General features: G+C 68.8%; 22 protein-coding genes and 1 pseudogene. 10 read left to right on the top strand and 13 right to left on the bottom strand.

Annotated elements, in window-relative coordinates; translation table 11 throughout:
- Positions 1-162 precede the first annotated feature (162 nt).
- From H7I41_RS11860 to H7I41_RS11835, 6 genes are all read left to right on the top strand, one after another.
- Complete coding sequence (locus H7I41_RS11860; RefSeq protein ID WP_264012779.1) at positions 163-1,635, top strand: glycine hydroxymethyltransferase; 1,473 nt, start codon at positions 163-165, stop codon at positions 1,633-1,635.
- Positions 1,636-1,694: 59 nt separating this feature from the next.
- Positions 1,695-2,516: an acyl-ACP desaturase gene (locus tag H7I41_RS11855; protein ID WP_264012778.1), complete on the top strand. Its 822-nt coding sequence runs from the start codon at positions 1,695-1,697 to the stop codon at positions 2,514-2,516.
- Positions 2,517-2,711: 195 nt separating this feature from the next.
- Complete coding sequence (gene phoH2, locus H7I41_RS11850) at positions 2,712-4,025, top strand: RNA 5'-3' helicase PhoH2 (RefSeq protein ID WP_264012777.1); 1,314 nt, start codon at positions 2,712-2,714, stop codon at positions 4,023-4,025.
- Between the two features lie 120 nt (positions 4,026-4,145).
- The gene (locus tag H7I41_RS11845; RefSeq protein ID WP_264012776.1) at positions 4,146-5,108 is read left to right on the top strand and encodes an oxygenase MpaB family protein; all 963 of its coding nucleotides are present in this window, start codon (positions 4,146-4,148) and stop codon (positions 5,106-5,108) included.
- A gap of 13 nt (positions 5,109-5,121) precedes the next feature.
- On the top strand, positions 5,122-5,709 hold the full coding sequence (locus H7I41_RS11840) for a TetR/AcrR family transcriptional regulator (protein WP_264012775.1): 588 nt from the start codon (positions 5,122-5,124) through the stop codon (positions 5,707-5,709).
- A gap of 36 nt (positions 5,710-5,745) precedes the next feature.
- A complete protein-coding gene (locus H7I41_RS11835) occupies positions 5,746-6,822 on the top strand; it encodes an NAD-dependent epimerase/dehydratase family protein (protein WP_264012774.1) in 1,077 nt (358 codons plus the stop codon).
- Positions 6,823-6,885: 63 nt separating this feature from the next.
- Here H7I41_RS11835 and H7I41_RS11830 read toward each other — a convergent pair whose 3' ends face one another.
- Both H7I41_RS11830 and glpX read right to left on the bottom strand, forming a co-directional pair.
- Positions 6,886-8,292 carry a class II fumarate hydratase gene (locus tag H7I41_RS11830; protein WP_264012773.1) on the bottom strand — a complete coding sequence of 469 codons (1,407 nt, stop codon included), beginning with the start codon at positions 8,290-8,292 and terminating at the stop codon, positions 6,886-6,888.
- A gap of 32 nt (positions 8,293-8,324) precedes the next feature.
- A complete protein-coding gene (gene glpX / locus H7I41_RS11825) occupies positions 8,325-9,353 on the bottom strand; it encodes a class II fructose-bisphosphatase (RefSeq protein ID WP_264012772.1) in 1,029 nt (342 codons plus the stop codon).
- Positions 9,354-9,407: 54 nt separating this feature from the next.
- On the opposite strand from glpX, the gene H7I41_RS11820 reads away from it, so the two are divergent.
- Complete coding sequence (locus H7I41_RS11820; RefSeq protein ID WP_264012771.1) at positions 9,408-10,040, top strand: DUF4245 domain-containing protein; 633 nt, start codon at positions 9,408-9,410, stop codon at positions 10,038-10,040.
- A gap of 14 nt (positions 10,041-10,054) precedes the next feature.
- Complete coding sequence (locus H7I41_RS11815; protein WP_264012770.1) at positions 10,055-10,888, top strand: dienelactone hydrolase family protein; 834 nt, start codon at positions 10,055-10,057, stop codon at positions 10,886-10,888.
- Here the strand turns inward: H7I41_RS11815 and H7I41_RS11810 are convergent.
- From H7I41_RS11810 to H7I41_RS11800, 3 genes are read right to left on the bottom strand one after another with little or no spacing between them, the layout of a single operon-like run.
- Positions 10,885-11,379, bottom strand: a complete 495-nt coding sequence (locus H7I41_RS11810; RefSeq protein WP_264012769.1) for a TspO/MBR family protein — start codon at positions 11,377-11,379, stop codon at positions 10,885-10,887. The genes H7I41_RS11815 and H7I41_RS11810 overlap by 4 nt on opposite strands.
- A gap of 11 nt (positions 11,380-11,390) precedes the next feature.
- The gene (locus H7I41_RS11805) at positions 11,391-12,632 is read right to left on the bottom strand and encodes an AI-2E family transporter (protein ID WP_264012768.1); all 1,242 of its coding nucleotides are present in this window, start codon (positions 12,630-12,632) and stop codon (positions 11,391-11,393) included.
- Entirely contained in the window at positions 12,632-13,399 is a 768-nt protein-coding gene (locus H7I41_RS11800; protein ID WP_264012767.1) for an SDR family NAD(P)-dependent oxidoreductase, read from the bottom strand. The genes H7I41_RS11805 and H7I41_RS11800 overlap by 1 nt, the downstream gene beginning before the upstream one ends.
- A 387-nt stretch (positions 13,400-13,786) precedes the next feature.
- On the opposite strand from H7I41_RS11800, the gene H7I41_RS11795 reads away from it, so the two are divergent.
- Entirely contained in the window at positions 13,787-14,056 is a 270-nt protein-coding gene (locus tag H7I41_RS11795) for a hypothetical protein (RefSeq protein WP_264012766.1), read from the top strand.
- On the opposite strand, the gene H7I41_RS11790 is transcribed toward H7I41_RS11795, so the two are convergent.
- The 7 genes from H7I41_RS11790 to H7I41_RS11760 all read right to left on the bottom strand — a co-directional run bounded on the left by H7I41_RS11790 (position 14,057) and on the right by H7I41_RS11760 (position 20,698).
- Entirely contained in the window at positions 14,057-14,935 is an 879-nt protein-coding gene (locus H7I41_RS11790; RefSeq protein WP_264012765.1) for a formylglycine-generating enzyme family protein, read from the bottom strand. It lies immediately after the preceding gene.
- Complete coding sequence (locus tag H7I41_RS11785) at positions 14,928-15,872, bottom strand: HAD family hydrolase (RefSeq protein WP_264012764.1); 945 nt, start codon at positions 15,870-15,872, stop codon at positions 14,928-14,930. The genes H7I41_RS11790 and H7I41_RS11785 overlap by 8 nt, the downstream gene beginning before the upstream one ends.
- Positions 15,872-17,425, bottom strand: a complete 1,554-nt coding sequence (locus H7I41_RS11780; RefSeq protein WP_264012763.1) for an arylsulfatase — start codon at positions 17,423-17,425, stop codon at positions 15,872-15,874. The genes H7I41_RS11785 and H7I41_RS11780 overlap by 1 nt, the downstream gene beginning before the upstream one ends.
- Positions 17,426-17,561: 136 nt before the next feature.
- Positions 17,562-18,647: a 3-beta-hydroxysteroid dehydrogenase gene (locus tag H7I41_RS11775; protein WP_264012762.1), complete on the bottom strand. Its 1,086-nt coding sequence runs from the start codon at positions 18,645-18,647 to the stop codon at positions 17,562-17,564.
- A 61-nt stretch (positions 18,648-18,708) separates the two neighbouring features.
- Positions 18,709-18,921 (bottom strand): exodeoxyribonuclease VII small subunit, encoded by a 213-nt coding sequence (locus tag H7I41_RS11770; protein WP_264012761.1) that lies wholly within the window; start codon positions 18,919-18,921, stop codon positions 18,709-18,711.
- Positions 18,922-18,923: 2 nt separating this feature from the next.
- A complete protein-coding gene (xseA, locus tag H7I41_RS11765) occupies positions 18,924-20,144 on the bottom strand; it encodes an exodeoxyribonuclease VII large subunit (protein WP_264012760.1) in 1,221 nt (406 codons plus the stop codon).
- Positions 20,141-20,698: a lipid droplet-associated protein gene (locus H7I41_RS11760; protein ID WP_264012759.1), complete on the bottom strand. Its 558-nt coding sequence runs from the start codon at positions 20,696-20,698 to the stop codon at positions 20,141-20,143. Before H7I41_RS11760 ends, xseA begins: the two co-directional genes overlap by 4 nt.
- 65 nt (positions 20,699-20,763) lie before the next feature.
- Here H7I41_RS11760 and H7I41_RS11755 point away from each other — a divergent pair, with 65 nt between their 5' ends.
- Positions 20,764-21,765, top strand: coding sequence for a 4-hydroxy-3-methylbut-2-enyl diphosphate reductase (locus H7I41_RS11755; protein ID WP_264012758.1), 1,002 nt, complete (start codon positions 20,764-20,766; stop codon positions 21,763-21,765).
- 2 nt (positions 21,766-21,767) lie between these two features.
- Here the strand turns inward: H7I41_RS11755 and H7I41_RS11750 are convergent.
- Positions 21,768-22,193: pseudogene (locus H7I41_RS11750) on the bottom strand (DUF6542 domain-containing protein); the annotation flags it as partial.

Genomic DNA, 22,193 nt, shown 5'->3' with positions numbered 1-22,193 from the left:
CACGCTCTCCCGGCCAGGGACGGGTGTGGCGCATGTGAAACACCCGCGCGCCGAACGCGCGCCCAGTGCGAAAAAGCGGCGCGAATCTCGCAGTGACCGCACGTTCGTGACGCGTGGGTGGCCGGTACCGGACTGACGGCCCGCCCGACTACCCTCGACACCATGACTGCAGATCCTCTGACCTCGTCGGCAGCTCCCGGAGCCGAGTACGCCGGAACCGCCAGCGCGGCCTACCGGTCGGCGCTCGAGGTCATCGAATCGGTCGAGCCCCGCATCGCGGCGGCCACCCGGCAGGAGCTCGCCGACCAGCGTGACTCGCTGAAGCTGATCGCCAGTGAGAACTACGCGTCGCCGGCCGTGCTGCTGACGATGGGCACCTGGCTGTCGGACAAGTACGCCGAGGGCACGATCGGCCACCGCTTCTACGCGGCCTGTCAGAACGTCGACACCGTCGAGTCCATCGCCGCCGAACACGCCCGCGAGCTGTTCGGCGCGCCCTACGCCTACGTCCAGCCGCACTCCGGCATCGACGCCAACCTGGTGGCGTTCTGGGCCATCCTCGCCACCCGGATCGAGGCCCCGGGGCTGGCCGAGCTCGGCGCCAAGCACGTCAACGACCTGTCCGAGCAGGACTGGGAGAGCCTGCGCAACAAGCTCGGCAACCAGCGGCTGCTGGGCATGTCGCTGGACACCGGCGGCCACCTCACCCACGGTTTCCGGCCGAACATCTCCGGCAAGATGTTCCACCAGCGCAGCTACGGCACTGACCCCCAGACCGGCCTGATCGACTACTCCGCCGTCGCCGCCGCGGCGCGGGAGTTCAAGCCGTTGATCCTGGTCGCCGGCTACTCGGCCTACCCGCGGCGGGTGAACTTCGCGAAGATGCGCGAGATCGCCGACGAGGTCGGCGCGACGCTGCTGGTCGACATGGCGCACTTCGCCGGGCTGGTCGCAGGCAAGGTGTTCACCGGCGACGAGGACCCGGTGCCGCACGCCCATGTCACCACCACCACGACGCACAAGTCGCTGCGCGGTCCGCGCGGCGGCATGGTGATGGCCACCGAGGAGTACGCGCCTGCCGTCGACAAGGGCTGCCCGATGGTGCTCGGCGGGCCGCTCAGCCACGTGATGGCGGCCAAGGCCGTCGCGCTGGCCGAGGCGCGCCGCCCGGAGTTCCAGACCTACGCCCAGAACGTCGCCGACAACGCCAAGTCGCTCGCCGAGGGCTTCCTCAAGCGCGGTGCGAACCTGGTCACCGGCGGCACCGACAATCACATCGTGCTGCTGGACGTGCAGTCGTTCGGGCTCACCGGCCGCCAGGCGGAATCGGCGCTGCTCGACGCGGGCATCGTCACCAACCGCAACTCGATCCCGAACGACCCCAACGGGGCCTGGTACTCCAGCGGCATCCGGTTCGGCACGCCGGCCCTGACCACGCGCGGCTTCGGCGCCGACGAGTTCGACCGGGTCGCCGAGCTGGTGGTCGAGGTGCTCAACAACACCACCCCGACGCAGGCATCGTCCGGTCCGTCGAAGGCCAAGTACACGATCGCCGACGGCACGGCCGCGCGGGCGCACGCCGCGTCGGCCGACATGCTCGCGGCCAACCCGCTGTATCCGGGCCTGACGCTCTAGCCGCGACGCGCGGACGTGGGAATTTTACGATTCCCACAGGATTGGGTTAATGTAACCCCATGGCACAGATACCTGTCCCTAACGCGTTCCTGCTCGAGCTGGAGCCCGTGGTCAGCCAGGAGTTCCGTCGGCACATCGACACCGAGGACGTCTGGTACGGACACGATTACGTGCCGTTCGACCAGGGCGAGAACTTCGTCTTCCTCGGCGGCCGCGATTGGGACCCGTCACAGGTCACGCTGCCCAAGCACGTGACCGACGCGGTCGAGATCCTGCTCATCACCAAGGACAACCTCGCCGGATACCACCGCGAGATGGTGTTCAACTTCATCCTGCAGGACAAGTGGGGACGCTGGATCGGCCGCTGGACCGCCGAGGAGCACCTGCACGCCGTCGCGCTGCGCAACTACCTGGTGGTGACTCGCGAGGTGGATCCGACGGCGAACGAGGACGTGCGCGTCGAGCATGTGATGAAGGGCTACCGCGCCGAGGGCCACTCGCAGATCGAGACGCTGGTGTTCATGTCGCTCTTCGAGCGGGCGCACGCGGTGTTCACCCGCAACCTCGAGGCGCAGATCGACGAGCCGGTCCTCAAGGGCCTGATCGGCCGCATCGCCGCCGACGAGGAACGCCACGAACAGTTCTTCTCGAACCTGGTCGCCTACTGCCTGGGATCGATGCGCGACGAGACCATCCCCGCGATCGCGCGCATCGCCGGCGAGATGGACGTCGTCGGCGGTGACATCGACGCCTACCAGGACAAGGTGGCGCAGGTGGCCGAGGCGGGCATCTTCGACAAGGCGACCCTGCGCAAGGTCATCGCCGACCGCATCTCGGCGTGGGGTGTGGCCGACGAGCCGAGCCTCGCGCAGTTCACCTAGGCGTAACCCGGCGGGCAACCGACACGCGGCGCGCCGAAAGGCACGGATGCCGTTGCGGGAGTAGCGTCGCAGTCGATGGCTAGCGACATGCTCTGCTATCCGGGCGGTACCCGATGAGAGGGCCGGCCCCGGTCCTGGGACCGCAGTGTCCGCCGAGAGGTTCGTGCGGGGTCGCGCGGACTCGAGGAGCGCCACGTGACTGATTCCTCCACCCGGACCTACGTGCTCGACACGTCCGTTCTGCTGTCCGATCCGTGGGCGGCGACGCGATTCGCCGAGCATGAAGTGGTCGTCCCGCTGATCGTGATCAGCGAACTGGAGGCCAAACGCCATCACCACGAGCTGGGCTGGTTCGCCCGCCAGGCGCTGCGGATGTTCGACGACCTCCGGCTGGAACACGGACGCCTCGATCAGCCGATTCCGGTTGGGACACAGGGCGGCACGCTGCACATCGAGCTCAACCACAGTGATCCTGCGGTACTGCCCGCGGGCTTCCGCACCGACAGCAACGACTCGCGGATCCTGACCTGTGCGGCGAATCTCGCCGCCGAGGGTAAACGGGTCACGTTGGTGACCAAGGACATTCCGCTGCGTGTGAAGGCGGGCGCCGTGGGCCTGGCCGCCGACGAGTACCACGCCCAGGATGTCGTCACTTCCGGCTGGACCGGGATGACCGAGCTCGACGTCACCGCCGAGGAGATCGACACGCTCTTCTCCGACGGCGAGATCGACCTGACCGCGGCACGAGATCTGCCGTGCCACACCGGTATCCGGCTGATCGGCGGCACTTCGAGCGCGCTCGGGCGGGTCAACGCGGCCAAGCGGGTCCAGCTGGTGCGCGGTGACCGTGAGGTGTTCGGGTTGCGTGGCCGCTCCGCCGAGCAGCGCGTCGCCCTCGACCTGCTGCTCGACGAGTCGGTGGGCATCGTCTCGCTGGGCGGTAAGGCGGGCACCGGCAAGTCGGCGCTGGCACTGTGCGCGGGCCTGGAAGCGGTGCTGGAGAGGCGCACTCAGCGCAAGGTCGTGGTGTTCCGTCCGCTCTACGCCGTCGGCGGGCAGGATCTGGGCTACCTGCCGGGCAGTGAGAGCGAGAAGATGGGCCCGTGGGCGCAGGCCGTCTTCGACACGCTCGAAGGCCTGGCGAGCCCCGCGGTGCTCGAGGAGGTGCTCTCGCGCGGGATGCTCGAGGTGCTGCCGCTGACCCACATCCGCGGGCGTTCGCTGCACGACTCCTTCGTGATCGTCGACGAGGCGCAGTCGCTGGAGCGCAACGTGCTGCTGACCGTGCTGTCCCGACTGGGCGCCGGGTCGCGGGTGGTGCTCACCCACGACGTCGCCCAGCGCGACAACCTGCGTGTCGGCCGGCACGACGGCGTGGCCGCGGTGATCGAGAAGCTCAAGGGTCACCCGCTGTTCGCTCACATCACGCTGCTGCGCAGCGAGCGCTCGCCGATCGCCGCGCTGGTCACCGAGATGCTGGAGGAGTTCAGCCCCGGCGCCCTGCCATGACCTAGCGATTTCGGCGCGCTTTCGTTCGGTGAGCGAACGGGAGCGCGCCGAAATCGCGGTGCTCTTGACACGTTGACACAGAAGCCTAGTCTTTGTGTCAACGGGTCGAGGGGAGTCGTCATGACCGAGGCAGTGGCAGCGCGGGTGCGCGAGGTATCGGAGGACGCGACGGTCCGGCCGTGGGTGATGCGGCAGTTCCGCAAGCACAGCGGCAGCGTGCTCACCGGCGTCTTCGGCGCGGCGGCCTTTGACGAAGTCGCGCTGGTGCCGGTCGCCGCAGCCGTCGACCGGACCGGCCGTTTCGAGAGCAACTTCGCCGATCGCGGTGTGCGCAGCGGTTTCTCGGCGCTGTTGGCGATCTGGGGCGATCCCGCCGACCGGGAAGCCGAGGGCGAGCGCCTCAAGACGATGCACCGCGAGGTGCGCGGACGCGGCAAGGGTGACTTCGCCGACACCCGCTACAGCGCACTCAACCCGGACCTGTGGAACTGGATCGCGGTCAGCGGCATCTTCATCACCCTGAACTCGTTCACTCCGGCCACCGGCATCACGCTGAACCCGGCCGAACGCGAAGCCGCCTACCAGCAGCTCCTCGAGGCTTTCAGGTCCATCGAACTGCCCGGGAAGGCCGGCCGACTGCCCGCCACGCACGCCGACGCGGTGAGCTACTACGACCGCATGGTGGCGACCGAGCTCGCCGCCAACCCGTTCCTGGACCGTGTCGTTGACAACCTCACCCGGTTGCCGCTGCCGACGCTTCTCCTGCCGCCGCCACTTCGGGCCGGGCTGACGCCGCTGTGGGCTGCCGTCCGGCCGGTCGCCGGGCGCGTGGTCAAGGTCTGCTCGTTCGGCATCATGCATCCTGGCGTCCGCGAGCTCACCGGCTTCGACTGGCAGTCCCGCCACGACGCCGAGTTCGCGGTGTACACCCGGGTGCTGCAACTCATCTGGCGCACGCTGCCGGACCGGCTGCTGCTGATCCCGCTGGCCTACAACCGGCTGCAGTACGAGAAGCTGGTCCGGCTGCACCGCTCGGTGTCCCTCGACTCGTTCGGGCCGCCGAGCGGATGTCCCGTCGGGTGACACACTGGTGACGATGGCCCGTTCGCGCAGCACCGCCACCCCTTCCGAGCAGGAGGACGCGATCCTCAAGGCCGCCGCGGAAGAGGTCGCGCTCGTCGGCATCGGCCGCGCCAGCATGGACGTCGTCGCCCGGCAGGCCGGTGTCAGCCGCAGCACGCTGTACCGGCGCTTCCCGAGCCGCGACCTGCTGATCACCGAACTCGGCAGGCGCACGTTCGAGGCCGCGATGGTCCGGCTGCGCACGGTCGGCATCGACTCCGGTCCCAAAGACGTTGCGGTCGCGGCCTTCTGCGAGGGGTTGCGGCTGATGAGCACCGAACCCGTCATCCAACGTTTTCTGCAACCCGACACGGAGATGACCTCGGTGGCCGGCGTCTACGCCGAGGCCGTCACCTTCCTCACCAGCGCGTCCACCGCGATGGCCAAGGCGCTGCGCGCGTCGGGTGCCACGATGCCCGACGCCGACCTGCAGGCCGTCGCCGAATTGCACATCCGGCTGGCCTGCTCGCTCGCCCAGGTGCCGACGCCCGCCCTCGACATCCGCGACGACGACGCCGTGCGCTCCTACGCCCAGCGGTTCCTGGTGCCCCTCGTCTGGTGAGGGGTTGAGCCGCGGCGCGACGGGTATGGCAGGACCATGGCTACACGTGTCGTGATCACCGGTGCCAGCGGCAACGTCGGCACTGCTCTGTTGACCGCCCTCGCCGAAGCCGGCGGCTACGACGTCACCGGCATCGCCCGCAGGCGACCGCCCGACTCTGGCATCTACCGCTCGGCGACATGGCACCAGGTCGACCTCGCCGAGCGGGATGCCACGCTGCGGCTGCAGCCGATCGTCAAGGACGCCGACTGCGTGGTGCATCTGGCGTGGGGCTTCCAGCCGACCCGCAACATCGAGTACCTCGAGGCCCTCGGCGTGGGCGGCACCCGGGCCGTGCTGACCGCCGCGGACGCCGCCGGTGTCGGTCACCTACTGCACATGTCGTCGGTCGGGACCTACGCGCCCGGCCGCTACGGCCAGTACGTCGACGAGTCGTGGTCAACCGCGGGCGTCCCGTCGTCGGCCTACAGCCGGCACAAGTCCGCCGCCGAGGCCCTGCTCGACGGGTACGAGAAGCACAATCCGGACGGTGTGACCATCACCCGGATGCGGCCCGGCTTCATCGTGCAGCGCGACGCCGCAGGCGGATTGCGCCGCTATTCCCTGCCGGCATTCATCGAGCCGAGCTGGCTACGGTTCCTACCCGTGCTGCCGCTCGACCGTTCGCTGGTGGTGCCGATCGTGCATGCCTCGGATGTCGCCGCGGCGTATGTCGCTGCCATCGACCGCCGCGCGGCGGGCGCGTTCAACCTGGCGGCCGAGCCGCCGGTGCGCCGCGACGACGTCGCCGAGGCGCTCGGCGCCAAGCCGGTGCACGTCCCGTCGGGCCTGCTGCGCACCGCCGTCGCGCTGAGCTGGCGGGCGCGCCTGCAGCCCATCGACGAGGGCTGGCTCGACCTGTCGTTCACCGTGCCGCTGCTCGACACCACCCGCGCGCGAACCGAACTCGACTGGACCCCGCGGTACTCGTCGGCCGAGGCGATGGCCGACATGGGCGACGGCTTCCTCCACGGTGGGCAGACGGAGAGTCCGGTGCTTGAGTACCGGTCGATGCTGGCCAACCTGCGGCGCGACCTGACCCGCGGCCCGATCACCGACCGCCGCGTCCCCTAGCGGTTTCGGCGCGGAGACGTTCGCTCAGTGAACGTGAGCGCGCCGAAATCGCGTTGGGAGGGCTCAGTCGCCGTCCTTGACCTTCGCCATCGCCAGCACGTCGAGGCGCTTGTCGAGCTCCTCGAGTGACAGCTTGTCGCCGATCAGGCCGCGGTCGATGACCGTTTGGCGGATCGTCTTCTTCTCCTTGAGCGCTTCCTTAGCGACCTTGGCCGCCTCCTCGTAGCCGATCGCGGAGTTCAGCGGTGTCACGATCGACGGCGACGACTCGGCCTGCTCGCGGATGTGGTCCTCGTTGGCGACCAGGCCGTCGACGCACCGCTCGGCGAACAGCCGCGACACGTTCGTCAGCAGCTTGAACGACTCCAGCAGGTTGCGGGCCATCATCGGGATGTAGACGTTCAGCTCGAACGCGCCGGACAACCCGCCGACGGCGATGGCCGCGTCGTTGCCGATGACCTGCGCTGCGACCTGCGTGACCGCCTCGGGCAGAACGGGATTGACCTTGCCGGGCATGATCGAGCTGCCGGGCTGCAGGTCGGGCAGCTGGATCTCGCCGAGACCCGTCAGCGGACCGGAGCCCATCCAGCGGATGTCGTTGGCGATCTTGGTCAGCGACACCGCGATGGTCTTCAACGCGCCGGATGCCTCGACCAGCCCGTCGCGGGCGGCCTGCGCCTCGAAAGAGTCCTTGGCCGTGGTCAATTCGGCCACTCCGGTCTGGTCCACCAGCACCTCGACGACCTTGGGGCCGAATCCGTCGGGGGCATTGAGTCCGGTGCCGACGGCGGTGCCGCCGATCGCCAGTTCACCCAGCCGGGGCAGCGTCGCCTTCACCCGTTCGATGCCGGCCTCGATCTGGCGGGCGTAGCCGCCGAACTCCTGGCCGAGCGTCACCGGCACCGCGTCCATCAGGTGCGTGCGGCCGGACTTGACCGCCGTGCGCCACTGTCGCGCCTTACCGGCCAGCGACTCGTGCAGCACCTCGAGTGCCGGGATCAGATGCCGCACAGCGGCTTCGGTCGCGGCGATGTGCGTGGCGGTCGGGAAGGTGTCGTTGGACGACTGCGACATGTTGACATGGTCGTTCGGGTGCACCGTGACGCCGTTCTGCGCCGCGATGCTCGCGATCACCTCGTTGGTGTTCATGTTGGAGCTGGTGCCCGACCCGGTCTGGAACACGTCGATCGGGAACTGGTCGTCATGGCGGCCGTCGGCGATCTCAGCGGCGGCGGCGATGATCGCGTCGGCCTTCTCCGGGTCGAGCAGCCCGAGATCCTTGTTCACCTGCGCGCAGGCGCCCTTGAGCAGCCCCAGCGCCCGGATCTGGGTGCGCTCCAGGCCACGGCCCGAGATCGGGAAGTTCTCCACGGCGCGCTGGGTCTGCGCACGCCAGAGCGCGTCGATCGGCACCCGGACTTCGCCCATGGTGTCGTGCTCGATGCGGTACTCGACGTCTTTGTCGGCCATTGTGTGATGTGTCCCTTGGGTTGTCGGAGTTCTTACGGCAGGGGATAGGCGGCGGTGCTGTCGCCGGTGAAGTCGACAGCGGAGTACTCGTTGAGCTTGGACAGCCGGTGGTACGCCTCGATCATGCGGACAGTGCCGGACTTGCTGCGCATCACGATCGACTGGGTGGTGCAGCCGCCGCCGGAGTACCGCACACCCTGCAGCAGGTCACCGTCGGTGACGCCGGTGGCGCAGAAGAACACGTTCTCCCCGGACACCAGGTCCTCGGTCTTCAGGACGCGGTCGACGTCGTGTCCGGCGTCGACAGCCTTTTGCCGTTCCGCGTCGTCCGTCGGCGCCAGCTGGGCGTGGATGGCGCCGCCCATACAGCGGATCGCCGCCGCGGTGATGATGCCCTCGGGCGTGCCGCCGATACCGGCGAGCATGTCGGTGCCGGAGCCGGGCCGGCACGCCGAGATCGCGCCCGCGACGTCGCCGTCGGAGATCAGCCGGATGCGTGCCCCCGCGGCCCGGACGTCGGCGATCAGCTGTTCGTGCCGCGGCCGGTCCAGGATGCACACCGTGACGTCGCGCACCGACAGCCCCTTGACCTTGGCGACCGAGCGGACGTTCTCGCCGATCGGCGCGGTGATGTCGATGGCGTCGACCGCGTCGGGCCCGACGGCGATCTTGTTCATGTAGAAGACGGCCGACGGGTCGAACATCGCGCCGCGCTCGGCCACCGCGAGCACCGAGATCGCGTTCGGCATGCCCTTGCTCATCAGCGTGGTGCCGTCGACCGGGTCGACGGCGAAGTCGCAGTCCGGGCCGTCGCCGTTACCGACCTCCTCGCCGTTGTAGAGCATCGGCGCGTTGTCCTTCTCGCCCTCGCCGATGACGACGACGCCGCGCATGGACACCGAGTTGACCAGCTCGCGCATCGCGTCGACGGCCGCGCCGTCGCCGCCTTCCTTGTCGCCGCGGCCCACCCAGCGGCCCGCCGCCATGGCACCGGCCTCGGTGACGCGGACGAGTTCGAGGGCGAGGTTGCGGTCGGGGGCCTCTCGGCGGCGATCAGGCATGCGGTGATTGTCCCAGAAGGGGATGCACCGGTGGGAGCTGGGATACTGGCAGCTATGACGCAGCCGCAGCCCGCTCCCAAGGAGCCGAAGTCACGGCTGCTCCACGACGGCCGGGACATGTTCTGGTCGATAGGCCCGCTGGTGCTGGCGTGCGTCGTGCTGGCCGGTGTGCTGGGCATGTGTTCGTTCGCGCCCGCCGGCCCGGGCGAGGGCCGCGTACCGAACTTCGACGCGCCCGCTGCGCTGCGCGCCGATGCCGACGCGCTGCGCATTCCGGTGCGCGTGCCGGTGCTTCCGGAGGGCTGGCGGGCCAATTCCGGTGGCCGCGAGGGCATCGACGGCGGCCGCACCGATCCCGCGACCGGGCAGGCCGTGCGCGCCGTGGCGACCAGGGTCGGCTACCTGGCGCCCACCGGCATGTACCTGAGCCTGACGCAGAGCAACGCCGACGAGGACGCGCTGGTCGGCTCGATCAATCCCGACGCCTACCCGAGGGGCACCCAGGACGTGGCGGGCCGGTCGTGGGTGGTCTACGAAGGCGGCGAGGACGCGGAGCCGGTGTGGACAACCAGGCTTGACGGCGCGGGCGGGCCGGCTCAGATCGCGATCACCGGCGCGGGTGGTACAGACGAGTACCGTACGCTGGCGCAGGCGACGCAGAGTCAGCGGCCGCTGACCGTCCCCTAGCCCCAGGAGCAGCGATGACCGCGCCGGAATCGAATGTCCCCGCCGGAGCGGCTCCGGAAGCCGACCTGACCGGATGGAGCTGCGAGCCGTTCACCGCGGCGGGCTACACCCACGACGTTTACCGCAGGGGCGAGGGCCCCGGTGTGGTGCTCATTCCCGAGATGCCCGGCCTGCACCCGGGCGTGCTCGCGCTTGGCAACCACCTCGTCGACAGCGGCTTCACCGTCGCCGCGCCGTCGCTGTTCGGCACGCCGGGGAAGCCGGCACTCGGTCCCGGCGCGGTGCCCGTGCTGCTGAAGGGCTGTGTGTCCAAGGAGTTCGCGGCGTTCGCGACCAACGCCGACCGGCCGGTGGCGCACTACTTGCGCGCACTGGCCCGTGACCTCAACGGCCGCACCCCCGGCCCCGGTGTCGGCGTGATCGGGCAGTGCTTCACCGGCGGCTTCGCACTCGCCGCCGCCGTCGACGACAGCGTGCTGGCCCCGGTGCTCAGCCAGCCCTCGGTGCCGCTGGCGCTCACCGGCAGGCACAAGCGCGACCCGGGGCTCTCGGAGCGCGAACTGCGGATCGTCAAACAGCGCGCCGACGAGGACGGGCTGTGCGCGCTGGCGCTGCGGTTCAGCAAGGACCCACTGGCGCCGGGTGAGCGGTTCCGCACCCTCAAGGACCGGCTGGGCGACGCGTTCGAGGTGATCGAGATCGATGCGGGGAAGGGCAACGAGCACGGCTTCGGCGTGATGTCGCATTCGGTGCTGACCCGCGAGGTCCGCGAGGTCGACGGGCATCCGGCCTACGAGGCGCGCAAGCGGGTGGTGGAGTTTCTCACCCGGCGCCTGAAGTCGGGCTAGTTGTTCAGCTGCCAGACGGCGAAGTTCAGGGCCAGCGCGAACGTCGACCACAGCAGATAGGGCACCAGCAGCGCGCCTGCGACCACCGAGCGCCGCCAGAACAGCGCGACGGTCGCGACGAGGACGACCAGCAGCACGGTCAGTTCGGCGAATGCGACCCCCCGCCATCCCAACCCGAAGAACAGCGGCGTCCACGCCGCGTTCAGCACGAGCTGGACGGCGTACAGCGTCAGCGCGCGGCGGGTCTGCTCGGACGGCCCGGTGCGCCAGACCAGCCAGGCGGCCAGCGCCATCAGGCCGTAGAGCACCGTCCACACCGGACCGAACACCCACGACGGCGGCGCCCACGAGGGCTGCTCCAGCCGTGCGTAGTCCTGCGCCGAGGTGGCCGAGGCCAGCCCGCCGATCACCGACGCGGCGACCACGGCCAGCACCGAGATCGCCAAGGCGAGTGCCGCTCTGCTCCGGGGTGCGGCGGTGTTGGTGACCATGTGCAGGCAGACTACGCGCGCGGTTCGGCGGGCCGGGCCGGCTCGGGTGCGGGACCGTCGGCGCCGTCGTCCGCGTCGTTTTCCGGCTCGGCGGCGGGCGCCTGCCTGCGGGCGCGGGTGAGGAGCTTGCGCAGCCTGCCCGGCTTCTTCTCCTCGCCCTCCTCGTCGAACTGGTCCAGCGGCACGCCCTTGTACACCGCGAGGTAGACGGTGACGGTGGTGACGACGACGATCATCACCACCGGGCCGATCACGATGCCCCAGAAGCCCCACATGGCGATGCCGGCGAACACGGCCAGCAGCATCAGCGCGGAGTCCAGCCGGGCCTGACGCGGGACGAGGATCGGCCGCAGCACGTTGTCGATGTTCGTCACCACCAGCAGGTGGAACGCGATGACGAAGATGCCGCCGAACACGTTGCCGAACAACATCATTCCGATGCCGACCGGGATGCTGAGGATGCCGCCGCCGAGCGGGATCACCGACAGCGCGGTCAGCAGGATGGCGAAGATGAAGAACCCCTGGTGGAATCCGGCTATGTAGATCGACACGGCGCCGGCGAAGCCCTGTGCCAGCGCGATCACGAACTGGCCGAAGACGGTGCCGCGCACCATCGCGCCCATCTTCTCCAGGTAGAGGTCGGTGATCTCCTCGCCCAGCGGGTTCAGCTTGCGGATCACCATGATGACCCTGTCACGGTTGGTCAGCAGCGAGATGAACACGTAGAGGAAGAGGACGGCCGCGGTGACGCCGCCGACCAGGCCGCCGACGGCGCCCTGCAGGATGCCCAGGAGGTACTCGCCTGCGTGCTGGGCGACCGTGGCGGTACGTTCCTGCAGCAGGTCGGGCGTCACCCGGAAGTCGTCGAGGAGCGGAACTCTGGCCAGCGCTCTGTTGACCACGTCGATCGCCCTGGTGCCCAGGGCGCCGAGGTCGGTTCTGGCCATCCACGCCGACACGCTGGTCACCATGCTGGTGATCTGGACGACCGCGAAGAACACCAGCCCGCTCACCGGGACGATGATCGCGGCGATCACCGCCAGCAGCGTCAGGGTCGCCGACAGGCCCGTGCCGAACCGTCGCCTGCACCGCTCGTAGAGGGGGTTGAACAGGTAGGCGACGACGGCCGCGACCACGACGAGGATGAAGAAGGTGCGCAGGAAATAGGCGGCGAACGCCAGAGTGATCACCGTTGCGATCGCCAGCGCCCGCTTCTGCGAGTCGGTGAACTCGTGACCCCCGGTCGTCGCCATCAGTGCGCCTCGGCGAGTCTCATCACGTGGCCGAGCACGTCGGGGTAGCGCTTGAGATGCGCTCCGCCGTTGAGGTCGAGGACCTCCCCGGTCAGCCAGGACGCCTGCGGCGAGCACAGGAAGACCACGGCCGCCGCGATGTCCTCGGGCGTGCCTGCCCGTCCCAGCGCGGTGTTCTCGATGTACTCCTCGACGACGCCGGGGATCGACGCGGCGGGCTGCGTCAGCGGGGTGTGCACGAATCCCGGTGCGACGGCGTTGACGCGGATGCCCCGCGGGCCCAGCTCCAGCGCGGCGACCTGGGTGAGCATCGACAGCCCGGCCTTGGCCGCGCAGTACGCGCTCATCGCGGCGGCCGGCTGCCTGCCGTTGAGCGACGAGATCGACACCAGCGCGCCGCCTTCGGTCAGCCGCCGGCCGGCGTGCTTGGCGACGATGAAGGCACCGGTGAGGCAGACGTCGATCACCGACCGCCACTGCTCCACCGGCATGTCGACGATCAGCCCGACATTGCTGAACCCGGCGCAGTTCACCACGACGTCGACCGCGCCGAGATCGTCGAACAGCCGCTGCACCGACCCCTCGTCGGTGACGTCGACGGTCGCCGCGGTGTGCGGCTCGCCGAGCTCACCGGCCCGGTCGCGCGCGCCGTGGGCGTTCAGGTCGGCGAGCACCACCTGGCAGCCGTCGGCGGCCAGCGCCTGTGCGGTGGCCCATCCGATGCCGGAGGCGCCGCCGATGACGACGGCGGTGCGGTGCTCACTCACGAGTGCTCCTGTCCGGGCCTGCTCGGCCCCCTTGACCAGCGCTGCGTCCGAGATCGGCCTGCCCGCAGAACTGGAACGTGTTGCAACAGTAGCGAACGCGGCGACGGTCGGGGAGTGCTGCGATGGATGGCCGATCGCGGCTGGCCGTTGTTAGCCACTGCGCGGACGGCGGCCGCCGCGTACGGACATCTGTGGTGGCAGGGGCCATGGAGGCGTCGTAGGCGGAGTTTGCTCGAATTGTGCGAACGTAATTGTCTAGTTATTGGTCGGCCTGTGCGAAAAGGGAAATCACCGCTTTGGTATTTGCGTGGAATCATTACCGCCTGCGTCTCACGTCAATTTCTGTGATGTACTTCGAGGTGGTCGGGGCACTATTGGGAGGTTGTGATGACTGCGAACATCGACGAGGCGGCCAGCGGTAACGGCTCTTCCGACATTGCCGTCGACACCCGCGTGGTGGTGCATCCCGGAACTGATCATGAAATGCACGGCGTGGTCGTCGAGGATTTTGCTGATCTCGCCGGAATGGCGGTCGACGTCGCGGAGAACAGGATCGTCGAGGCGGCGCGCAGGTGGGCGGTCAGCCTCGATGACGGCGGCCTGGTGTTCGTCGACAGCGACAGTCTGGTCGCTGAGACCGCAGAGACCCAGGAATAGTCAGCGCCTGACGCAGCGGAAGCCGATGTGGCTCATGCCGGTGTCCACCGGTTGTGGCCGCCGCGCCGCGGGCCGGTATCTGCTGCAGTAGCTGTCCGCACACAGGAACGAACCGCCCTTGACCACCTTGCGGGGCACGGCGAACTGTGGCTGTGCGGGATCGTAGGAATCCTCGGCGCAGCAGGGCGTCGTGGTCCGGTCGGTGCCGTACCAGTCGGCGGTCCACTCCCACACGTTGCCCGCCATGTCGAACAGGCCGTAACCGTTCGGCGGGAAGCTGCCCACCGGCATGGTTGTCCCATAACCGGTTTCGGGTAGATACGGGAACTCGCCGTGCCAGTAGTTGGCCAGCCGCCGGTCGCGGCCCTCGGGTTCGTCGCCCCAGGTGTAGGCCGCACCGATCAGTCCGCCGCGTGCCGCGGTCTCCCACTCGGGTTCTGTCGGCAGCGCCATGTCCGCCCACTGCGCGTAGGCCGCGGCGTCCTCGAAGGCGATGTGCACCACCGGATGCTGCTCGCGGCCCTTGAGCGACGATCTCGGCCCACGGGGATGCTTCCAGCAGGCGCCTGGGGTCCACGTCCACCACTGGTAGAGGTGCCGCAGGTCCACCGGGCCTGCCGTCCTGGTGAACACCATCGACCCCGGCTGCAGGTTCTGCGGCGGCGCACCCGGGAAGTCGGAGGGGTCGAGCGGCCGCTCGGCGACGGTGAGATAGCCGGTGGCGTCGACGAAGTCGGCGAAGCGGGCGTTGGTGACCTGGTGCGCCTCGATCCAGAAGCCGTCGACGTCGACTTCCCGCGCGGGCGCCTCCTCGGGGTAGTGGTCGTCGGAGCCGAGCACCACCCGCTGCGCCGGGATTCGGATCAGGTCGTCAGTCACAGGCCTCGGTGACGACGCCGCTTCCCGCGCCGGTGCCGAACACCCCGGACCAGTCGTCGCGCATGCTGATCACCGTCCAGCCGTAGGCGGCCGCGTGCTCCAGGGCACGCTCAGCGCCTGCGGTGTAGGCGAATTCGCGTTCGGCGTCGTCGTGGTTGACCAGCAGCCGCAACCCGCGGGTGTACTGCAGCATCTCGTCGTCGCCGTTGGAATTGCCCGCGGCCAGAATCGGTCGCCGCCCGATCCGGCTCCAGATCCGCACGGGCTTCTCCGGCCCGTCGTCGAAGATGTCGAGCACCGGCTCGATCAGCAGGTCGCCCTCGCCGTCGGCGCCCGCGAAGCGCAGGCCCTGCGCACTGCCCACCACCCGTTCGGGCGGGATGCCGTAGATCGCCGACGTGACCGGCCGCATGAAGTCGCGGCCGCCACCGGAGACGATGTAACAGGTGAACCCGTTCGATTCGAGGTAGCGCAGCAGCTCGACCATCGGCGCATAGGTGCACTCGAGATACGGCCTGTCGAGGGTGGGATGGCGGGCGTCGGCGAAGAAGGCCGAGACCAGGGCGGCGTGGTCCTGCACGGTCATCGTGGCGTGCAGCGCCATCACCGCGCCGGCAAGGGTTTTCAAGTCGTTGTCGTCACCCTGGTAGTGCTTGGTGATCGCGCCGCCGAACCACGCCAGGTCACCAGACACGGCCGCCTGATAGGGCTGCTGATCGGCCAGCGAGGAGTCCGCCGCCGCCTTCTCCGCGAGCCTGCGCACGATGAAGTCGAGCTGGATGTACATCGGCTTCTCGCACCACAGGGTGCCGTCGTTGTCGAAGACGGCGATCCGGTCCTCGGGCTCGGTGTAGTCCGGCGTGCCCTTGGTCGCGACGGCGTCGACGAACGCGATGATCGCCGATTTGGTCGGCCCGTCGTTCCAGTGGTTGAGCATCAGCCCCCTCGGGTCGCGAGGAACTTGTTGAGCTCCTCCACGGCGTGGTTGATGGTGAAGGTAGCGGGCTCCTGGCGCGGTGGGAACTCCTTGAAGGTTTCCAGGAACTGCGTCGCGATCGCCGACCCGTACAGCACGAGATAGATCCGGTCGATCACCCAGTCCCAGTAGGTGTTCGACGTGATGTCGGCGCGCTCGTACGGGTCGGTGCGCAGATTGAACAGCTTGGGCGCCCGCAACTTCGTGAATGGTTCGAACCAGATCTGCAACGTGCCATCACAGCGCTGCTCCTGGAAGACCACCTTCCAGTTCTCGGCCCGGATCCCGAGCACGTCGCAGTCGTCGGAGAAGTAGATCATCCCGCGGCGCGGGCTCTTGTCCACCTCACCGGTCAGGTACGGCAGCAGGTTGAACCCGTCGATGTGCACCTTGTACTCGGTCTTGCCGTCGGCGCCTGCGGTGTGGCCCTTCTTGAGTTTCTCCACGATGTCCGGATCGCCTGCGGCGGCCAGGAACGTCGGCAGCCAGTCATGGTGCTGGACGATCTCGTTGGAGACGCTGCGCGGCTTGATCTTCCCGGTCCACCGGATCATCTCCGGGATCCGGAAGGCGCCCTCCCAGTTGGTGGCCTTCTCGCTGCGGAACGGCGTGGTCGCGCCGTCGGGCCAGCTGTTGGCATGCGGCCCGTTGTCGGTCGAGTAGATGACGATGGTGTCCTCGGCGATGCCGAGTTCGTCGACCAGATCGAGCAGTGTGCCCACGTGGCGATCGTGGTCGATCATCGTGTCGTGGTAGGGCGACTGCCACCGGCCGGCCTGGCCGACGCTCTCCGGCTTGGTGTGCGTCCGGAAGTGCATGTGCGTCATGTTCATCCAGACGAAGAACGGTGTCTGCGCCTCGTGCTGACGCCGGATGAAATCGATGCAGGCGCCGGTGGTCTCGTCGTCGATCGTCTCCATCCGCTTCTTGGTCAGCGGGCCGGTGTCCTCGATCCGCTGTTTGCCCACCGGGCCGTAGCGGTCGTCGACCTCGCCGGAATCCTCGTCGGTGGCCCAGGAGTGGATGACGCCCCGCGGGAGCAGCGCACGCCGCAGTATCGGCGCCTCCTCCTCGGTGGGGTAGTCGGCGTTCTCCGGTTCCTCCTCGGCGTTGAGATGGTAGAGATTGCCGAAGAACTCGTCGAACCCGTGGGCGGTGGGCAGGAACTTGTTCAGGTCGCCGAGGTGGTTCTTGCCGAACTGCCCCGTCGCATAACCCAGCGGCTTGAGCAGTTCGGCGATCGTCGGATCCTCTTTCTGCAGGCCGATGTCCATTCCGGGCATACCGACCTTGCTCATCCCGGTGCGGTAGACGCTCTGCCCGGTGATGAACGACGACCGTCCGGCAGTGCAACTCTGCTCGCCGTAGGAATCGGTGAAAAGCATTCCCTCGTCGGCGATCCGGTCGATGTTGGGCGTGAAGTAGCCCATCATGCCGCGGCTGTAGCAGCTCAGATTCGAGATGCCGATGTCGTCGCCCCAGATGACCAGGATGTTGGGCTTGCTGTCGGGCACGGCGACTCCCTTGTCATTGACGGTCGCCTCGACTCTAGGGCGACCGGCACTCGAAGAAGGTCGACTTGCCGGTTATCGAATGTGAACAATCGACGGGTGTCGGCGCGCACACGCGCGCAGCCTCGTCGGCAGATGATCAGGCCCGCGCGGGCACCGGCTGCGCGGCCTTGAGTTCGTTGTACAGGTCGACGTAGTAAGGCAGACACTCCTGCAGCGCCTGCTCGGTGGTCACCAGCGGCCGGTATCCGAGGTCGCGCTCGGCCTTGGCGATGGAGAAGTAGTTGTCGAGGTAGAGCCGTTCCACGCCGAGCGGTTCCAGCGGTGGCTTGGCGATGCCGAGGCGGAAGTGCAGCCACTGCCAGATCGTCATCACCAGCCACACCAGCTTGCCGGGCACCCGCACCTTGGGCCATTTCTCGCCGCAGGCCTGCACCACCGGGCGGGCGAATTCGAACATGTTGATCGGCTCGCCGTCGTTGATGAAGTAGGCCTGACCGGGCGCGGTGCCGCCGGGCACCAGGTGCTGGCCGGCCAGGATGAAACCGTGAACCAGGTTGTGCACGTAGGAGTTGTCGAGCTTGACCTGCTTGCTGCCGATGAGCACCTTGACGTGGCCGGCGAGCACCCCCTCGAAGACCTTGCGGAACATCGTCTTGTCGCCGCGACCCCAGATGCCGCTGGGCCGGATCGAGCAGGTGAGCATCCCGTCGACCCCGTTCTGGGACAGCACGAACCGCTCGGCGGCCACCTTGGTCTCGGTGTACAGGTCGTTGAAGCGCGCGGTGTAGGGCAGCGTCTCCTCGCCGTTGGCGATCGGCCGGCCGCCCATCACCACGCTGTTGGACGCCGTGTACACGAATCGCTTCACACCGGCCGCGCGCGCGGCACGCACCAGGTTCTCGGTGCCGCCGACGTTCACGGCGAAACTGCGCTGCCGGTACTCCTCGGTCACCGACGCCCCGCCCATCAAGTCGATGATCGCGGCGGTGTGGATGACAGTGTCGATCCCGGCCACGGCGGCCGCGACGGTGTCCTCGTCGCAGATGTCGCCCTCGACCGTCTCCAGCCCGGGACGGCCGGCCAGCGCCGACGGCACCCGGTCGAAGGAGCGGACCTGGTGGCCCCGCTCGAGCAGCTCCGTCACCAGGTTGCAGCCCACGAACCCGGAGCCGCCGGTCACCAGCACTCGGCCCAGTTCAGTCGTCAACGATGCATCGCCCATGCGGCGACTATAACTGAAACGTGTTCTAGTTTGAAGCGCGCCGACAGAAATTCCGCCAGGATCAGGCGTCCTCGGCATCGCGGGCGGCCAGTGCGTCGGCAACCCGCTTGCGTGCGCCGGCCAGGTGCTCTTCGCAGCATTTAGCCAGCTCCTCGCCCCTTTCCCACAGCTTGAGCGACGCGTCGAGATCCAGTCCGCCCTGCTCGAGACGTTGCACCACGTCGATGAGTTCGTCGCGGGCCTCTTCGTACCCCATCTGACTAATGGGCTTCATATTCAGGCTCCTTCGGGTCCTTCGCTGACCGCCGTCACCGCGCCGTCGGCCACCCGCACCCGGATCCGTGTGCCAGCCGGCGCGTCGGCGACCGAGTGCAGCACCCGGCCGCCGGTCTGCACCACCGCATAGCCGCGGGCCAGGGTGGCCGCCGGCCCGAGCGTCTTGAGCCGGGCCGACAGGTGGCCGGTGCGGTCGCTCTCGGCCGTGATCAGCCGCCCGATGTCGCGGCGCGCGGCGGCCAGCGCCCGGTGGACCTCCTCGGAGCGGGCGTCGAGCGCCTGCAGCGGCTGGGCCAGCACCGGCCGGCTGCGCAGCTGCGCGAGCAGGTGATGCTCCCGGTTCACCCAGTTGCGCAGAGCACCCGCACTGCGCTGCCGCAGCTCGGCGACCAAAGCCTGTTCGGCGGCGGCGTCGGGAACGATGCGCTTGGCCGCATCTGTCGGCGTGGCTGCCCGCAAGTCGGCGACCAGGTCGCACAGCGGGTTGTCCGGTTCGTGGCCGATGGCGCTGACGACCGGCGTCGTGCACGCCGCGATCTCCCGGCACAGCGTCTCGTCATAGAACGGCAGCAGGTCCTCGACGCTACCGCCGCCACGGGCGATGACGATCACGTCGACGGCGGGATCGGCGTCCAGCTCGCGCAACGCCTCGACCACCTGCGGCACGGTGTTCGGCCCCTGCACTGCGGTGTTGCGGATCGCGAATCGCACCGCGGGCCAGCGCTCGGTGGCGACGGCGACCACGTCGCGCTCGGCGTGACTGGCCCGCCCGGTGATGAGGCCGACGGTGCCGGGCAGGAACGGGATCGGCCGTTTCAGCCGCGCATCGAACAGGCCCTCGGCCGCGAGCAGTTCGCGCAGCCGGGCGATGCGGGCCAGCAGTTCGCCGAGCCCGACGGCGCGGATCTCGCTGATGCGCAGGCTGAACGAGCCGTTGCGGGTGTAGAACTGCGGCTTGCCGAGCACGATCACCTGGGTGCCCTCCGACAGCGGCACCGGGGCGTTGGCCACCAGGTCGCGCGGACAGCTCACCGACAGCGACATGTCCGCCGCCGGGTCACGCAGCACCATCCAGGCCGTCGACTGGCGCAGCTTCAACTCGGTGAGCTGACCCTCGATCCAGACCATGCCGAGCCGGTCGATGTACTTGGCCACCCGGGTGGCGACTGCGCGGACCGGCCAGGGGTTCTCCGCCGACTGACCCGGCTCCGACGTGGTCACTTCGCGCTGGCGCGGGTGATCCTGTTGGCCAGCAGCGTCTGGAACGGGGCGCGCGCCTTCGTGTCGCCCTCGTAGTCGAGCAGCGCCTCGAGGTCGGCGACGCTCAGCGAAGGCAGCCGCGCGCGCAGCTGGGCAAGCGTCAGCGACTCGTAATCCAGCTCGGTCACGATGTCGGGCGTGTCCGTCCTGGTTTTCTGGGCGGCGGGCTTCTCGGGGGCCGGCGACTCCGGCTCACCGGTGCTGTAGAGGGCGAAGCGGCCCTCGGTGCGGCGCTCGCCGTCGGGGCCGGAATCTGCGGGCCCGTCGTCGGTGTCCTCGTCGAACGTCGCCCATTCGGGCTGCTCATCCTTGGGCGGGAAGATCGATTCGAGTGTCTCGTCGCCCTTGATCACCAGAGCCGCGACGTCCTGCTGCGCCTTCATCACGAGGTGCGCGACCTGGCTGACGATCGTCATGGGATACATCAGGATGGTCTGCGGCAGCTTTCGGGTCTCCTCGATGGCGGTCACGGCTGCGCCGACCAGCAGACGGACCCCATAGGGTGCGGTAGCCATGGGCACCAGCGTACGGCGGCCTCGCCAACTGGTCCGATAGCCCTGCGGGTAAGTACCCTGGAGCCATGCCGTCGACAATCAACATGGGGATTCCGGGTGCTTCCAGCTCGGTCACTGGCGGCGTTGCCGGCAAGCGGGTCCTGCTCGCCGAGCCCCGGGGCTACTGCGCCGGGGTGGACCGGGCCGTCGAGACCGTCGAGCGTGCGCTCGAGAAGCACGGCGCCCCCGTCTACGTGCGGCACGAGATCGTGCACAACCGTTACGTGGTGGACACGCTGGCCAAGGCCGGCGCCGTGTTCGTCGAGCAGACCGACGAGGTGCCCGAGGGTTCCATCGTCGTGTTCTCCGCCCACGGTGTCGCGCCGACCGTGCACGTCGAGGCCGCGGCCAGGAACCTCAAGACGATCGACGCCACCTGCCCGCTGGTCACCAAGGTGCACAACGAGGCCAAGCGCTTCGCCCGCGACGACTACGACATCCTGCTCGTCGGCCACGAGGGCCACGAGGAGGTGGTCGGCACCGCCGGTGAGGCGCCCGACCACGTGCAGGTCGTCGACAACCCCGACGCGGTCGACAAGGTCACCGTGCGCGACCCGAACAAGGTCATCTGGCTGTCCCAGACCACCCTGAGCGTGGACGAGACGATGGAGACGGTGCGGCGGCTGCGGGAGAAGTTCCCGACACTGCAGGACCCGCCCAGCGACGACATCTGCTACGCCACCCAGAACCGTCAGGTCGCGGTGAAGGCGATGGCGCCCGAATGCGATCTCGTGATCGTCGTCGGCTCCCCGAACTCGTCGAACTCGGTGCGGCTGGTCGAGGTTGCACTGCTCGCAGGCGCTGCGGCGTCACACCTGGTCGACTTCGCCGACGAGATCGACCCGGCCTGGCTGGAGGGTGTCACCACCGTCGGCGTGACGTCGGGTGCGTCGGTGCCCGAGATCCTGGTGCGCGGCGTGCTGGACAGGCTGGCCGAGCACGGGTTCGACACCGTGCAGCCGGTCACCACCGCCAACGAGACGCTCGTGTTCGCGCTGCCGCGCGAGATCCGCCCGTCGCGCAGCTGAGCTCAGCGCTCGGAGTCGTAGTCGTCCCAGCTGTGCCGCCGTCGCGGACGGGTGCGGTATTCGGTGAAGCGGTCACTGTCGTCGGCGCCGCGGTAGCGCACCCGTGACACCGGGTGATGCGTCGAACTGCCGTTGGAGCCGTTGGTCCGGTGCGGTTCGAGGGGCTCGTAGTCGTCGTAATCGCTGTAGCGGCGGCGACGCTCGGGGCGCTCGTAGGAGTCGTACGCCGACCGCCGCTCGGCGGGTGGCTCCCTGCGCGGCTCGCGGGCCGACTGGCTGCGCGGCCTGCGGCGTGGTTCGGCGGCCGGCGGCTCGGCCGACCTCGCGCTCCTGGAACGGCGCGGGCGCTCGGTGACCGGTTCGGCGATCTCGGTCTCCGGCGGACGCGTGTGCCGCGACCGCGACGGTGTGGCCTTTCTCACCGGCTT

It is taken from the genome of [Mycobacterium] manitobense (assembly GCF_025821665.1).
Lineage (GTDB): Bacteria > Actinomycetota > Actinomycetes > Mycobacteriales > Mycobacteriaceae > Mycobacterium > Mycobacterium arseniciresistens.
The sequence above is the reverse complement of the archived record's forward strand: the minus strand, read 5'-3'. Positions and strand labels throughout refer to the sequence as shown.

Excerpts from the sequence above, each read along its gene's own strand:
- H7I41_RS11805 (WP_264012768.1), bottom strand. The coding sequence starts at position 12,632 with ATGGCGACGACCGGGGGTCACGAGTTCACCGACTCGCAGAAGCGGGCG.
- H7I41_RS11795 (WP_264012766.1), top strand. The coding sequence starts at position 13,787 with ATGACTGCGAACATCGACGAGGCGGCCAGCGGTAACGGCTCTTCCGAC.
- H7I41_RS11840 (WP_264012775.1), top strand. The coding sequence starts at position 5,122 with ATGGCCCGTTCGCGCAGCACCGCCACCCCTTCCGAGCAGGAGGACGCG.
- H7I41_RS11760 (WP_264012759.1), bottom strand. The coding sequence starts at position 20,698 with ATGGCTACCGCACCCTATGGGGTCCGTCTGCTGGTCGGCGCAGCCGTG.
- H7I41_RS11830 (WP_264012773.1), bottom strand. The coding sequence starts at position 8,292 with ATGGCCGACAAAGACGTCGAGTACCGCATCGAGCACGACACCATGGGC.
- H7I41_RS11755 (WP_264012758.1), top strand. The coding sequence starts at position 20,764 with ATGCCGTCGACAATCAACATGGGGATTCCGGGTGCTTCCAGCTCGGTC.
- H7I41_RS11810 (WP_264012769.1), bottom strand. The coding sequence starts at position 11,379 with ATGGTCACCAACACCGCCGCACCCCGGAGCAGAGCGGCACTCGCCTTG.
- glpX (WP_264012772.1), bottom strand. The coding sequence starts at position 9,353 with ATGCCTGATCGCCGCCGAGAGGCCCCCGACCGCAACCTCGCCCTCGAA.
- H7I41_RS11820 (WP_264012771.1), top strand. The coding sequence starts at position 9,408 with ATGACGCAGCCGCAGCCCGCTCCCAAGGAGCCGAAGTCACGGCTGCTC.
- H7I41_RS11770 (WP_264012761.1), bottom strand. The coding sequence starts at position 18,921 with ATGAAGCCCATTAGTCAGATGGGGTACGAAGAGGCCCGCGACGAACTC.
- H7I41_RS11835 (WP_264012774.1), top strand. The coding sequence starts at position 5,746 with ATGGCTACACGTGTCGTGATCACCGGTGCCAGCGGCAACGTCGGCACT.
- H7I41_RS11775 (WP_264012762.1), bottom strand. The coding sequence starts at position 18,647 with ATGGGCGATGCATCGTTGACGACTGAACTGGGCCGAGTGCTGGTGACC.
- H7I41_RS11855 (WP_264012778.1), top strand. The coding sequence starts at position 1,695 with ATGGCACAGATACCTGTCCCTAACGCGTTCCTGCTCGAGCTGGAGCCC.
- H7I41_RS11860 (WP_264012779.1), top strand. The coding sequence starts at position 163 with ATGACTGCAGATCCTCTGACCTCGTCGGCAGCTCCCGGAGCCGAGTAC.
- H7I41_RS11845 (WP_264012776.1), top strand. The coding sequence starts at position 4,146 with ATGACCGAGGCAGTGGCAGCGCGGGTGCGCGAGGTATCGGAGGACGCG.
- H7I41_RS11785 (WP_264012764.1), bottom strand. The coding sequence starts at position 15,872 with ATGCTCAACCACTGGAACGACGGGCCGACCAAATCGGCGATCATCGCG.
- H7I41_RS11815 (WP_264012770.1), top strand. The coding sequence starts at position 10,055 with ATGACCGCGCCGGAATCGAATGTCCCCGCCGGAGCGGCTCCGGAAGCC.